General features: G+C 73.0%; 11 protein-coding genes. 4 read left to right on the forward strand and 7 right to left on the reverse strand.

What is annotated here, in order from left to right:
- Positions 1–87: 87 nt before the first annotated feature.
- From ABZ805_RS09605 to ABZ805_RS09620, 4 genes are all read right to left on the reverse strand, one after another.
- Entirely contained in the window at positions 88–1,434 is a 1,347-nt protein-coding gene (locus tag ABZ805_RS09605) for an MFS transporter (RefSeq protein ID WP_358436882.1), read from the reverse strand.
- Between the two features lie 352 nt (positions 1,435–1,786).
- Entirely contained in the window at positions 1,787–2,791 is a 1,005-nt protein-coding gene (locus ABZ805_RS09610) for a LacI family DNA-binding transcriptional regulator (RefSeq protein ID WP_358436884.1), read from the reverse strand.
- A gap of 353 nt (positions 2,792–3,144) precedes the next feature.
- Entirely contained in the window at positions 3,145–3,870 is a 726-nt protein-coding gene (locus ABZ805_RS09615; RefSeq protein WP_358436887.1) for an SDR family oxidoreductase, read from the reverse strand.
- A 98-nt stretch (positions 3,871–3,968) separates the two neighbouring features.
- The gene (locus ABZ805_RS09620) at positions 3,969–5,126 is read right to left on the reverse strand and encodes a helix-turn-helix transcriptional regulator (protein ID WP_358436890.1); all 1,158 of its coding nucleotides are present in this window, start codon (positions 5,124–5,126) and stop codon (positions 3,969–3,971) included.
- Positions 5,127–5,335: 209 nt separating this feature from the next.
- Here ABZ805_RS09620 and ABZ805_RS09625 point away from each other — a divergent pair, with 209 nt between their 5' ends.
- A complete protein-coding gene (locus tag ABZ805_RS09625; RefSeq protein WP_358436892.1) occupies positions 5,336–5,647 on the forward strand; it encodes a hypothetical protein in 312 nt (103 codons plus the stop codon).
- A 3-nt stretch (positions 5,648–5,650) separates the two neighbouring features.
- Here ABZ805_RS09625 and ABZ805_RS09630 read toward each other — a convergent pair whose 3' ends face one another.
- Together ABZ805_RS09630 and ABZ805_RS09635 are read right to left on the reverse strand one after the other, a co-directional pair.
- A complete protein-coding gene (locus ABZ805_RS09630) occupies positions 5,651–7,174 on the reverse strand; it encodes a hypothetical protein (protein ID WP_358436895.1) in 1,524 nt (507 codons plus the stop codon).
- A complete protein-coding gene (locus tag ABZ805_RS09635; RefSeq protein WP_358436898.1) occupies positions 7,171–7,998 on the reverse strand; it encodes a hypothetical protein in 828 nt (275 codons plus the stop codon). Before ABZ805_RS09635 ends, ABZ805_RS09630 begins: the two co-directional genes overlap by 4 nt.
- Before the next feature lie 210 nt (positions 7,999–8,208).
- Between ABZ805_RS09635 and ABZ805_RS09640 the strand changes: the two genes are divergently transcribed.
- Positions 8,209–9,645 (forward strand): NupC/NupG family nucleoside CNT transporter, encoded by a 1,437-nt coding sequence (locus tag ABZ805_RS09640; protein ID WP_358436901.1) that lies wholly within the window; start codon positions 8,209–8,211, stop codon positions 9,643–9,645.
- Here the strand turns inward: ABZ805_RS09640 and ABZ805_RS09645 are convergent.
- A complete protein-coding gene (locus ABZ805_RS09645) occupies positions 9,642–11,123 on the reverse strand; it encodes an FAD-dependent monooxygenase (RefSeq protein ID WP_358436904.1) in 1,482 nt (493 codons plus the stop codon). The two genes, ABZ805_RS09640 and ABZ805_RS09645, sit on opposite strands and share 4 nt — an antisense overlap.
- A 77-nt stretch (positions 11,124–11,200) precedes the next feature.
- Here ABZ805_RS09645 and ABZ805_RS09650 point away from each other — a divergent pair, with 77 nt between their 5' ends.
- Together ABZ805_RS09650 and ABZ805_RS09655 are read left to right on the forward strand one after the other, a co-directional pair.
- A complete protein-coding gene (locus ABZ805_RS09650) occupies positions 11,201–11,908 on the forward strand; it encodes a TetR/AcrR family transcriptional regulator (protein ID WP_358436907.1) in 708 nt (235 codons plus the stop codon).
- Positions 11,909–12,069: 161 nt separating this feature from the next.
- On the forward strand, positions 12,070–13,176 hold the full coding sequence (locus tag ABZ805_RS09655) for a polyprenyl synthetase family protein (protein WP_358436910.1): 1,107 nt from the start codon (positions 12,070–12,072) through the stop codon (positions 13,174–13,176).
- Positions 13,177–13,358 lie beyond the last annotated feature (182 nt).

Raw genomic sequence — 13,358 nt, forward strand, 5'->3', positions numbered from 1 at the left:
CGCCACGCGAATTCCCGCGAAATCTTCCAGAGTTCACCCGATCTTGAAGGGCGATTCCCCGATCAAGCCCAATCGGGCCGAATTCGATCACTCAGCGCCGCCGAATTCGCCGCCGCGATCTACCCTTTCGGCGGTGCCCGGAGCGGACGGGCCCTGCTCCAGCTCATCGAGGGTCCTGCCCGCGGAATCCGGCATCCCGACGAGTCCGATGACGCCGAACAGCACCAGCATAGCCATCATGATCATGGCCATTCCGGACACCCCGAACTCCGATTCGATCATGGCCGGGACCAGGAAGCTCCAGATTCCGAGGATGATGCGGGCGAACGCGAACGTGACGCCTTGCGCGGTGGCGCGCAGCATCGTCGGGAACATCTCCTGCGACCAGAGCTTGTAGAACGATTCCCCGGCGAGCACCGCACCGATGCCGAACAACCCCACGTTCGCGACGGCCACCCCGACTCCGATCGGCAGCACCGCGAAGCAGCCGAACGCGGCGATCTGCAGGACGGCGCCGAACGCGAACAGCGGCCGCCGCCGGGCACCGTCGGCCAGCGGCATGAACACCAGCGCGACGGCGAGCAGCGTCACCAGCGAGTTGAACGCTTGGACGGCCACGCTCGTGGCCTGGTCCACGCCTCCCGCGTGTTGCAGCAGGTACGGCAGGAACGCGCCGTTGGTGCCCGCCACGGTGTTCCAGAGCGCGTAGAGCCCGCCGGTGAACAGCAGCGCCCGCAGGTTCCGCCCGGTGACCAGGTCGCGCAGGCGCCCGGCAGCGAGCGGGTTCCCGCTGTCGCGGGCCGCGCGCCGGGCCTGCGTCCACCGCGCCGATTCGACCATGCCGCGGCGCAGGTACCAGGTGACGAGGGCGACGACGAGCAGGTGCACGAACACGATCCGCACGCCCAGCACGCCGAGCGGGGCGAGCGCGAACGCCAGCAGCAACGTGATCAGCGGCCCTAGGCACCACGCCACCTGGGTCAGCCCGATGAGCTTGCCGCGGGACCGGCCGGGGGCGAATTCGGCGACCAGCGCGAGCGAGGTGGGCAGGTCGGCGCCGACGGCGAGTCCGACGATGACGTAGCCGACGAACAGCATCGGCAGGTTGACGGCGCACACGATCCACAGCACGCCGAAGGCGAACACGAGCAGGTCCCACGCGTAGATCCGCTTGCGGCCGAACCGGTCGCCGAGCCTGCCGCCGATGAGCGCGCCGACGGCGGCGGAGATCGCGTTGGAGCTGAACGCGGTGAGCAGCCCGATGGCGGTGGAGTCAAGGCCGAGGAACGCTTCCCACAGCGGGAGCCCGGCCGCGGCGGCGACGATGGAGCCGGCGTCGATGTAGGACGCCATGGAGGCGAGCCCCGCCCACTTCCACTGCTCGCGGGTCGGTTTCGCCGCGTCGGGATCGAGTTCCGGCCCGGTGGTGTCCATGCCATTCCCCGTCCTCCGCGGGTGCCCGCGCCCCGCCGGGCGGGCACCGGTGCAGAACGGTCTACCGAACCGGCCGCACGGCGAGGAACCTCCGTCCGTGCGGTTTCCCGCGACCCCCGCGTCCGATCCGGACGAATCACCCGCCCATCGGGCTCGTGCCGCCGCTCCTGCCGCGAGCGAGGACGGTGCCCACCCGCACCCGCTCCTCGTCGTCCGGCTCGTCCGCGGCGGGAGCAGCCGAACAGGAACCACCCGGGACACCGGCACCGCCGCGGTTCCTCGACCGCTCCCGTGGCCAGGAGGCGGCCGGGAGTCCACCACCCGCCCCGGCTCGCCGCAGGAGCGGAGCGGCTCAGCGGGCTGGCGGCAGGCTGGATCTGCGCACCACCAGTTCCGGTTCGTAGATCACCTGCTGGTGGACGTGCCCGGGATCGGCTTCGGTGAGCACCAGTTCGGCGGCCTTGCGCCCGATGCGGAACGCGGGCTGGCGCACCGAGGTCAGCGGTACCGCGGCCGCGGCGGCGAATTCGATGTCGTCGTAGCCGACGAGCGCGATGTCCTCCGGCACCCGCACCCCGGCGGCGAACAGGGCCTGCAGCAGGCCGAGGGCGAGCAGGTCGTTCGCGCAGAACACCGCGCTAGGCCGGGTGGGCAGGCCGAGCAGCCGGGCCCCGGCGTCCCGTCCGGAGGCCACGTCGAGCGCGGGCACTTCCAGCACGCTCAGCACGTCGTCGTCGAGCCCGTGCTCGTGCAGCGCGCTGAGCGCGCCGGTGCGCCGGTCGAGGCACTGGGTGAGCGAGCCGGGACCGGTGACGAAGGCGATGTCGCGGTGCCCGCGTTCGAGCAGGTGCCGCACCGCGAGCGCCCCGCCCGCCACGTCGTCCACCGCCACCGAGCACGCCCGCTCGCTGCCGACCTTGCGGTCCACCAGCACGGACGGAATTCCCTGCCGCCGCAGCGAATCGAGGTTGGCGCCGCTGACGTCGGCCGGGGTGACGAGCACACCGCGCACCCGCTGCTCGGCGAACAGCGACAGGTACAGCGCTTCGGCCTCCGGGTCCTGCCCGGAGTTGCACAGCATCACGCCGAGCCCTTCGTCGCGGGCCGCGGCCTCCACGCCGCGGGCCACGTCGACGAAGAACGGATTTCCCATGTCCAGCACCAGCAGCGCGAGGAGGCGGCTGTGCCCGGCGCGCAGCTGCCGCGCCGATTCGCTGCGGACGTAGCCGAGCTCGTCGATCACCGACAGCACGCGGGCCCTGGTGGTGACCGAGACCCGGTCGGGCCGGTTGAGCGAGTTGGACACGGTGGCCACCGAGACTCCGGCGCGCTCGGCAACGTCCTTGATGCTGACCATGCCTCCAGGGTGCCCGGTGCGGCCGCCGCGCACCGAAGTGGCCTCACCGCTCGCCGCCGGGCCGGAACACCGAGCCCGCCGCACGACCCGAACACCGAGCCCACCGGGCGGCCGGAGCAAGGCATCGCCGCACAGCCGGAGCAAGGCATCGCCGCGCGGCCCGGACACGGCGCCCGGAGCGGAGCCCGGAGCACTGGCCTCGCAAAGCCCGGACCGGCGGCAGGCAGCAGGGCAGCGGCAAGCCGTGCGGTGACAGGCAGGGCAGCGGCAAGCCGTGCAGTGGCGAGCAGGGCAGCGGCAGGCGGTAGCAGCAGCGAGCAGTGCCGGCTGCCCGCCCCGCCCGTCCCGCCCGATCAGAGGGGGCTCGCCGCCGGCCGCACCACGATCTCGGAGACGTCCACGGACCTCGGCTGCTCGATGGCGAACGCGATGGATTCGCCGACCGCGGACGCGGGGATGCTGACGGACCGGTAGTCGCGCATCGCCTCCCGCGCGGATTCGTCCGTGATGGTCTCGGCGAGTTCGGATTCGGCGACGCCGGGCGAGACGACGCTGACCCGGATGCTGCCGTCGGATTCCTGGCGCAGCCCTTCGGAGATCGCGCGCACCGCGAACTTGGTCGCGCAGTACACGGCCGCGGTGGGGCTGACCACGAGGCCGCCGACGGAGGCCACGTTCACGAACTGCCCGCCGCCCTGCTCGCGCATGATCGGCAGCGCGGCGGCGATGCCGTGCAGCACGCCGCGCACGTTCACGTCGATCATCCGGTCCCACTCGTCGACCTTGAGCGCGTCGATCGGGGACAGCGGCATCACGCCCGCGTTGTTGACGACGACGTCGACGCTGCCGTACTCGGCGCGGGCGGCGGCGGTGAAGGCGTGCACGTCGGCGGCGTCGGTGACGTCGAGCCTGCGGTGCGCGGCGGTGCCCCCGGCCGCGGTGATCTCGGCGGTGAGCGCTTCCAGCCGTTCGGTGCGGCGGGCGCCGAGGAACACCCGGTGTCCGCGCTGCGCGAGCACGCGGGCACTGGCTTCGCCGATGCCGCTGCTCGCGCCGGTGATCAAGATGGTCTTCGCCACTGGTCCTCCCCTGGCCGACCCCCTGCGGGCCGTCGAGGACGACTCTGCGCGGTGCGGCCCCGCCGACCCAGGCCGTGGCGCACCTAGGAATCGCGCGGTCAGACCTTGAGGCCGAGCCAGTTGGTGAAATGGGCGATGCTGTCGGACTTGCGGCGCTCGGCCATCGCGATGGCGCGCGCGGTCTCGCGCACCTGCGGGTGGTAGCGGGTCTGCTGCGGCGCGACGCGGCGCGCGTTGTTCAGGGCGCGCAGCGCGTTGGCGTGGTCGCCCGCCAGCACCCAGGCGCGGGCGACGTCCTGCCAGTGGTGGCCGATCCGGTTGGCCCGCATGTCGTCGGGCAGCCGCAGTTCGGAGCCGTCGCGGGCGGCGCGGCCGGGGTCACCGCCTTCGAGGGAGACCGCCACGTCGTGGATGTCCACGTTGCCGGGCCCGAAGTTCGTGTCGTAGGCGGCGGAGGAGCGGCCGAGGCGGGCGCCGATCGCCCTGGCCTCGGCGATGTGCTCGCGGGCCCGGTCGAGTTCGCAGGCGCGGGCGTCGATCATCGCGCCGCGCAGGTGCGCCGATCCGCGCAGCGCCAGCACCTCTTCGCTGTCCGGTCTGGACTCCAACAGGTCCAGCGAGTGCTCCACCAACCGGGTTCCGGTGTCGTAGGACGCGCAGGACATCAGGATGAGCGCGCGGTGCTGCACGGCGTGCGCGGCGAGCAGCGGGTCGTCGCTGCGTTCGGCGGCGCTCTCCATCCGGTCGACGGCCTGGGTGGCGAGCGGTATCCAGCCGAAGCGGTAGACCAGTTGCGCGGTGTTGCCGTAGGCCTGGGCGAGGTACCGGTACCCCCGTTCGCGCGCGGAATCGGTGCTCGCCTGGCGGATCGCGCCCGCCATCCGGCGCAGCAGCGTCGGCGTCAGTTCGATGGCCTGCCGGGCGCGGTCGGAGTGCCGGAGGTCGCGCACCTTGGCGAGGTCGGCTTCGATCTCCTCGGTGGAGCCGGGTTCGAGCGCACCGGCGTAGCGCCCTTCGGCGAACAGGGTGCGGAGTTCGGTGAGCCCGGGCGGGATTCCGCCGTCGTCGTCGAGGGTCGCGCGGTACGGCTGCCCGTAGAGCTCTTCGGCTTCGATGCCGAGCGCGCGGGCGACGGCCGCGACGAACGCGGGCGAGCCGGGTTCTCGGCCCTGTTCGACCGCTCGGAGCATGCTGATGCTGTAATTGGCACGCTGCGCCAGGGCCTGCTGGTTGAGTCCCGCGACTTTTCGAGCCATCGCAACGCGTTCGCCGAGGGCCGATCCCTGTTCAGGCCGTGGCACGGGGCTCCTTCCACGTAGGGCCAAAGAACCACCAGACTAGGTGACCCACGTTGGAGTGGGCAGCATATTGCCGCACTGTCACATAGCTGTCACTCCGCCTTGCTGCGCAGTCGTAACTTGACAGGACAAGCGCTCACCCACCGCTAGCCAGTCAGGTGAGAACCATGCCTGCTTTTCACGATTGCCACTCCGAACCCGGCACGGCGCCGCTGCCCGACGTGATCGGTGCCGACCCGCCACCGCCCGAGGAGCCCGCGGTGCTCAACGTCCGCTACCGCGCGGGAATCGTCGGCGAACGAGCCCGCGTCGTGCACGCCGCGACCTGGACGCCGCGCGACGTCCTGATCACGTTGTGCGGCATCCCGCTCGATCCGTCCCTCGTCGAGGAATCCACCGGGATGCCGTGCATGCGCTGCATCCGCATCGCCGCCCGGCGTTCCCGCGAAGCGGACGAGCAGCGCGGCATCGAAGGCTGAGGGTCACCGCGCGGGTTCGACATCCCGCGCTCCTCGGTCGAAGGTGCCGCCGTTCCAGCGGAAGCGATCGGTGACGACGAATCCGGGATCGGCGTTGGGATCTCCCGGTCCGTAGCCGAACGACGTCACCACGAGCACCCCGTCCAGCAGGTCGACGGAGTCGACGAACAACCCGCGCTCGTCCGTCCCGTCCCGCGGACCGAGCGGAATCCCCAGCAGCCGTGGGGAATTCTCCGCAGCCGTCCCGGCGTAGACGCGGACCTCGTCCGGCATCCCGGACGTCGGCGCCGTGCAGCTCACCAGGACCACCGCATCGTCCAGCCCGTCACCGGTGAGGTCACCCCGGTACGCGACGGACGGTTCCACCGGCAGCTCGTCCGGGCACCACGACTTCCCGATCAGCGCGGGCCAATCGACGTCGCCCAGCCCGCGCGGCGGACCGGGCGCGCACACCGGGAGCGCCGCGGGCACGGCGTGCGCGCAGTCCCGGACGAATCCGGTGAACCGCGGTGCCGCTGCGCCGCGGGGGAAGTCGAACAGCGCCGCGGACTCCCCCGCGCGGTAGCGGATCAGACCGTCCACAGTGGTCGCTCTTCCTTCCAGGGCGCGAGCGAGGTCGCCGAGCGCGTCCGGGGGCACCGGTTCCCGGTCCACCGGCACCACCCCGCCGTCCGCGAGGAACGGGTCGGACGTGAGGTCGCGGACGTCGAGCACTTCGCGGGCGCACGCGACGTCGTGCAGCGCTTCGACGAACTCCGCGGGCTGCGCCGCGCCGGGGTCCGGGAGGTCCTCGACGCGGGACGCCGCACCGGCGCAGCCCACCGGGCCCTCCGGCGCCGGACGCGGGGCGAGGAACGTGGTGCGCGCGGTCGCGTCGAACGAGCCGAGGACTTCGCGCGCGGCCGCGAACAGCTCCTCGTCCGGACCGGAGTCCGCGTGCACGGCGACGAGCCACTCCCCCTGCACCGCGTGCAGCGTGGTGCCGCTGCGGGCGATGACGGCGGGTTCGCCGTCCAGCCGCACCCGCCCCAGCCCCCGGTAGATCGCGGTGGCGTCGCCGAACACCGGGCCGCGCATCCGGTAGTACCGGTCGCCCACGACGTCGGCGCCGAACACCTGCTGCTCGCAGGTCTCGGCGGCACCGCGCAGCGCGGCCGCGGTGTCGGCGATCCCCGCTTCGGCCAACCGGACGAAGCGGACCCGCACCGGCCCCGCCCCGCGCAGCTCCAGGTCCGCGGCGGCCGGAGAACTGCGGGTGGGTGGCGTGCCGAGCCCGCCGGGCAGGCAGAGCTCGGCAGGCAACGGCCACGGGCCCTCGTCGACGCCGTCCGCAGGCACGTGCGGGCGCACGGCGAGCACCGATCCCGAACCGGGCTTCGGCAGCAGGCCCAGCATCCCGGCCGCCGAGTTCAGGTCCGCGCCCGCTCCCGCCACCGGCGGCGGCTCGTCGCCCGAGCCGCCGAGCGCGACGCCGCCGAGGAACAGCACCGGCAGCAGCAGGGCGAACGCGACACGACCGGGCCTCATCCGCACTTCCCCGCACCGCAGTAGGCGACCGGATCCGGATGGTTCCACCGATCTCCCGCCCACTCGTAGACCGCCGAGTAGTGGCCGCCGAGACCGCTGAGCCGGAACGGGCCGTCGGCGCGCTGCACGGTCCGCGTCTCCGCCTTCCCGTCGACGACCAGGTCGATCTCCAGCGCCCACTCGTAGGCGGTGGGTTCGGCCGCGTGCGACTCGACCAGGAACACGGCGGGTTCCCCCGCGGCGAGCGTCACCGCGTTGTCCCGGAAGTACGGGTCGGTGCGGCGCCCGGCGACGAGGCTGCGCGCCACCGGGTTCACCTCGTCGAGGTCCACGCCGACGACGATCGTGCTCAGGTCCCCCTGCGCGGGGGCGAAGAAGTAGGTCCCGGTGGGCGCCGGTTCGCGGCGCAGCACCCGAGCCCGCATGTCGGTGATCACCACGGTGTGCGAGCTCTTGCCCTGCACGACGATCCGCGTCGTGGAGGTGCCCGCCTTGGTGGCGCGCCGCAGGGTGGGCGAGTCGCCGCCGAACAGGTTCGCGGGCTCGGCGATGGCGGCGGCCTCCGCGCCGCCGGGCACGTAGGGCAGGACGTAGCTGTGGTCGTCGGAGAGCTCCTGGCTCGCGACGGACACGACGACCGGCGGGTGCAGCCGGTCCGATATCGCGGTCCACGCCTTCGGCACCACCAGCCCGGCGGCGGCCGTCGCCAGCGCCAGCCCGATCGCGACCGCGGCCGATCGCCACCTGCCGCGCGGCGGCTGCCGCAGCTGCGCGTTCCGGCGTGCCCGGCCGTGACCGGCGACCTTGCTGCTCCGCGTGCCCATGCGACCCCCGCGCGTGACCTCGGATCATCCAGATTAGCGAGGCGCGCTCGCGGCGATGCCGCGTTTCGGCGGAATCCGGCCCGCCGTTCGGCCGAAACCGGCCGCGAGCGGGCCGCGGCGGGCCGTTTCACCGGCTTTCCCGAGGTGAGGCCGACCGCACGCGCGGGCCGCCGGGATGCGAGCATTCCGCGAGTTCGCATCGAGGAGAGGGTGGGTCACGTGCAGGTGCTCTGGGGCGCGGCCGGGATGGTCGTGCTGCTGCTGATCGCGTTCGCGCTGTCCACCGATCGACGGGCGATCCGGCCGCGCACGGTGCTGGGCGCGCTGGTGCTGCAACTGGTGTTCGCGTTCGTGGTGCTGCGCTGGGACGCGGGCAAGGCGGCGTTGAGCGCGGTGTCCTCCGGGGTGCAGCGGGTGATCGACTCGTCGAAGGAGGGCATCGACTTCCTGCTCGGACCGGTGATGCCGACGAACGGGGCGACGGTCGTCGCCTTCCAGGTGTTGCCGATCATCGTGTTCGTGGCCTCGCTGACCGCGGTGCTCTACCACTGGAACGTGCTGCAGTGGGTGGTGCGGATCGTCGGTGGCGGGCTGCGCAAGGTGCTCGGCACCACGCGCGCGGAGTCGCTGAACGCCACGGCCAACATCTTCCTCGGGCAGACCGAGGCGCCGCTGGTGGTGCGGCCGTACCTGGCGGGCATGACGCGGTCCGAGTTCTTCGCCGTCATGGTCGGCGGACTGTCCACTGTGGCCGGTTCAGTGATGGTGGGGTACGCGCTGCTCGGCGCGAGCCTGGACCACCTCATCGCGGCGAGCTTCATGGCCGCGCCCGCGGGACTGATGATGGCGAAGATCATCGTGCCGGAGACGGAGTCGACCACCGGCGAGGCCGAGCAGGCCGCCACCGGGTCCGCGGACGGGCGGCGCGGCGTGCTCGCGTGGTTCGCGAAGAAGCCCGCGGCCGGGACCGGCGCGGAACCGGCGGCGGACACCGGCGGCACGAGCAGCGCCGACGCCACCGCCGACACCACCGGCACCGACGCCGAACCGGAGCGCACCGCCACCGACACCGCCGAACCGGAGAAGGCGGGCACCGCCACCGCGGTCGACGACGACGAAGCGCTGGAGACCAAGCCGCGCAACGTGATCGACGCGGCCGCGACCGGTGCGTCGGACGGGCTGAAGCTGGCGCTCAACGTCGGCGCCATGCTGTTCGCGTTCGTCTCGCTGATCGCGCTGCTGAACCTGGTGCTCGGCGCCGTAGGCGGCCTGGTCGGCCTCGGCGACATCACCTTCGAGCAGATCATCGGCTACGTCTTCGCACCGGTGATGTGGGTGATCGGCGTGCCGTGGCAGGACGCGGTGGCGGCGGGCGGTTTCGTCGGCCAGAAGCTGGTGCTCAACGAGTTCGTCGCGTTCACCGACTTCGGCCCGCAGGCGGCGTCGTTCTCGCCGCACACCGCCATCATCATCACCTTCGCGCTGACCGGGTTCGCGAACTTCTCCTCGCTGGCGATCCTGCTGGGCGGGCTCGGCGGGCTGGTGCCGTCGCGGCGCCCGCTGATCGCCGAGTTCGGGATGCGGGCGATCGCGGGCGGCACGCTGGCGAACCTGATGAGCGCCGCCATCGCGGGGATGCTCGTCTAGCTCCCCAGCTTCGGCAGCAGGTAGGCCCGGAGGCCCGCGAGGTCTCCGGGCTCCCCGGCCCAGCCGAGGTAGCCGTCCGGCCGCACCAGCAGCAGCGCGGACCGGTCGACGCCGTAGCCGTCGTGGGCGTGGCCGTGCACGTCGTGCAGTGCTCCGGGCCGCGGGTCCCGCAGCACGGCGTGCACGTCGAGCCCGGGGATGCCGGGGTCGGGGACGGTGCCGCCGAAGTCCAGCAGCGTCCAGTGCGGTCCGGCGAACAGCTCGAACAACCGCACCGCCGCCCCGTCGAGCAGGACCGGGGCGTCCGGCGCCCGGTCCCCGGCGCGCACCGCCGCGGGGTCGGTGCGGCGGTCTTCCGCCAGCGGCCCGCCGCGGTAGTGCAGCCCGAGCTGGTTGAGCTCGGGTCCGCGCCGGTGCGCTTCGGGATCGTCCTCGCGCAGCAGGTCCAGCAGCCGTCCGCTGAGCCGCAGCACCCCTTCCGCCACCGGATACCGCTCGGCCTCGTAGCTGTCGAGCAGCGCCTCGTCCGCGCCGCGCAGCACGGCGGCGAGCTTCCAGCCGAGGTTGTGCGCGTCCTGCACCCCGGTGTTCATGCCCTGGCCGCCGGTGGGCGGGCAGACGTGCGCCGCGTCGCCCGCGAGCAGCACCCGCCCGTCCCGGTAGCGCTCGGCGAGGCGCGCGTTGGCCCGCCACACCGAGTTCCAGTGCACCTCGTGCACCTCCAGATCGAGCCCGGTCACCGCGCGCAGCCATTCCTGCAACCGCGCCGGCACGGGATCGAGGTCGTAGCGGGAGGAGGTGACGGTGAACAGGTCGGTGCCCGCCAGCGGCTGCACCGAGGCGATGTCGCCGTCGCGGGTCCAGACCAGGGCCCGTTCCCGGCCGAGCCCGGTGAGCCGGACGTCGGCGATGAGCGCCTTGGTCGTCTCGTCGGTCTCGCCCAGGAAGGCGATGCCGAGCGCGCGGCGCACGGTGCTGCGCCCGCCGTCGGCGCCGACGAGGTAGCGGGCGCGCAGTGCGGTGCCGTCGGCGAGCTGCGCGACGACCTGCTGCCCGTCCTGGTGCAGCGCGCGGAGCCCGACGCCGAGCTCGACCTGGCCGCCGTGTCCGGCGAGCGCCTTGCGCAGGACCTCCTCGATGCGGAACTGCGGGACGAACCACGGGTTCGGGTGCGGCACCCCGGGCGTGGCGGGCACCGGCTCGCTGGGGTAGCCCTCCCAGACGAGTTCGTCGCCGTCGTACTTGCGCAACGGGATGCCGCCGTCGCCTGCGGCGTGCAGTTCGTCGAGCACGCCGAGGTCGGCGAAGACCTCCTGGGTGCGCGGGTGGATGCCGTCGCCGCGGGAGCCGCCGAAGTGCTCGCTGGCCTGGTCGATGATCCGGAACGCGATGCCGCGCCGGGCGAGTTCGCAGGCCAGGACCAGTCCGGTCGGGCCGGCTCCGGCGATGAGGACGTCGGTGTCGTGCTGGGCGCTCATGCCCACCTCCTTCAAGCGGTACGGCGTACTCCATGTTCGTACACCGCACGAACAACGTTAGCGGTACGGTGTACCACATGGCAACCGAGCACGAGCCGATCTGGGCCGCCCCCGCCCCGGGAACCCGCAAACCGCGCTTCACCCGCGAGCAGATCGCCGCGGCCGCGCTCGCCCTCGCCGACGCCGAAGGCTTCGAAGCCGTCTCCATGCGCCGGGTCGCCGCCGAACTCGGCGCCGGGACGATGACCCTGTACCACTACGTGCGCACCAAGGACGACCTGATCGCGCTGATGGACGACGCCGTGATGGCCGAAGGGCTGCTCCCCGCCGACGCACTGCCCGCCGAATGGCGGGCCGCGCTCACCGCCATCGCGCACCGCACCCGCGACGTGCTGCTGCGTCACCCGTGGTCGATGCAGGGCCTGCGCGGCGCGCGGCTCGGGCCGAACGCGCTGCGGCACGCCGACCAGTCGTTCGCCGCGCTCGCGCACACCCCGCTGGACGCCGAGGCGAAGATCGCGCTGCTGGGCGCGGTCGACGACTACGTGCAGGGCAACGTGCTGCGCACCGACGACCCGCAGCACGGCGAGCTCAGCGCCGACACCACCCGGTTCGTCCGCGAGCAGCTCGCCCACGGCGACCTCCCGCAGCTGCGCGCCCTGCTCGGCGACGCCGACCCGGGCAGCGCGTGGGCCCGGCTCAGCGGCACCGGCTCCGCGCGGCAGCGCTTCGCGGACGGCCTCGACGCGCTGCTCGACGGCGTCGCCGCCCGCCACGGGATCTGAGCCCTCGGCCGAACGGCCCGGAAAATCCCGGTGAACCCGGCCGTTCGGTGGAGATCATCCCGGGCGCAACGGCCGATGCCCGCACCCGCCCGCACTCCCTAGCGTGGGGACCAGTCCAGCACCGCGAGCCACCGACCGGCTCCTCGTCCCACGGAGTCCAGATGACCACCACGTTCCCCGCCCCGAGCCACCCCGTGGACGTCGACGGGGTCCGCGAGCGGGTCGACGCGGCCCTGTCCCGGTTCCTCGACATGCAGGAGGACCGGTACCGCGACATGACCGCCGACGCCACGGGGCGCGCGCAGTGGGCCGCGGCGATCGACACCCTGCGCACCTTCCTCATCGGCGGCAAGCGGCTGCGCCCGGCGTTCTGCTTCTGGGGCTGGCGCGGCGCGGGCGGTGCACCCGACGACGAGGGGATCATCGCCGCGGCCGCCGCGCTGGAACTGCTGCACGCGTTCGCGCTGATCCACGACGACATCATCGACGAGAGCGACACCCGCCGCGGCGCCCCGTCGCTGCACCGCCAGCACGCCGACCTGCACCAGCACCAGCGGATGCGGGGTTCCTCGGAGCTGTTCGGGACCTCGGTGGCGCTGCTGCTCGGCGACCTGTGCCTGGCGTGGTTCCACGAACTGCTCGGTTCCAGCGGGCTGCCACCGCAGCGGCTGGCCGCGGTGCAGCCGATGGTGGCGCAGGCGTTCGCGGAGCTGGTGCTCGGCCAGTACCTCGACGTCGCCGAGCAGGCGGGGTCCACGCACTCGGTGGAGCGGGCCTGCACGATCATCCACTACAAGACCGCGAAGTACACCATCGAGCGGCCGCTGCACCTCGGCGGGCTGCTCGCCGGGGCCGACGCGGAGCTGCTCGACTCCTACACGGCCTACGCGCTGCCGCTGGGCGAAGCGTTCCAGCTGCGCGACGACGTGCTCGGCGCGTTCGGCGACGCCGCCGTCACGGGCAAGCCCGTCGGCGACGACCTGCGCACCCGCAAGCCGACGGTGCTGCTGGCGACCGCCCGGCGGCGCGCCGGGGCCGCCGAACTCGCCGAGATCGACCGCGCCTTCGCGGCGGGCGACCTCGACGACGAGCAGGTGCGGCGGGTGCAGTCGGTCATCGTGGAGAGCGGCGCGCTGGCGGAGGTCGAAGGACTCATCACCACCCGCGCCGACGCGGCGCGACGAGCGCTGGCGACGATGCGAGTCCCCGAGCACACCCGCCGAACCCTCACCGACCTCCTCACCGCCGCGACCGACCGCGAGTTCTGATCCCCCGGAACCGCACCCGGGTCTCGACCTTCGTCCTCTCAGCGGCGAAGCCGCTGAGCAGCGACCCAGCACGCAACCGGCACCGCCGCGGGTTCTCAGCGGTTCCCTCGCGAGGACAGCGATTTCTCCTGTGGCGGAGCCACCGGTGAAATCGATCCCGCAGCGAGGGAACCGCTGAGGTT

It is taken from the genome of Saccharopolyspora sp. NPDC047091, assembly GCF_040643635.1.
Classification (GTDB): domain Bacteria; phylum Actinomycetota; class Actinomycetes; order Mycobacteriales; family Pseudonocardiaceae; genus Saccharopolyspora_C.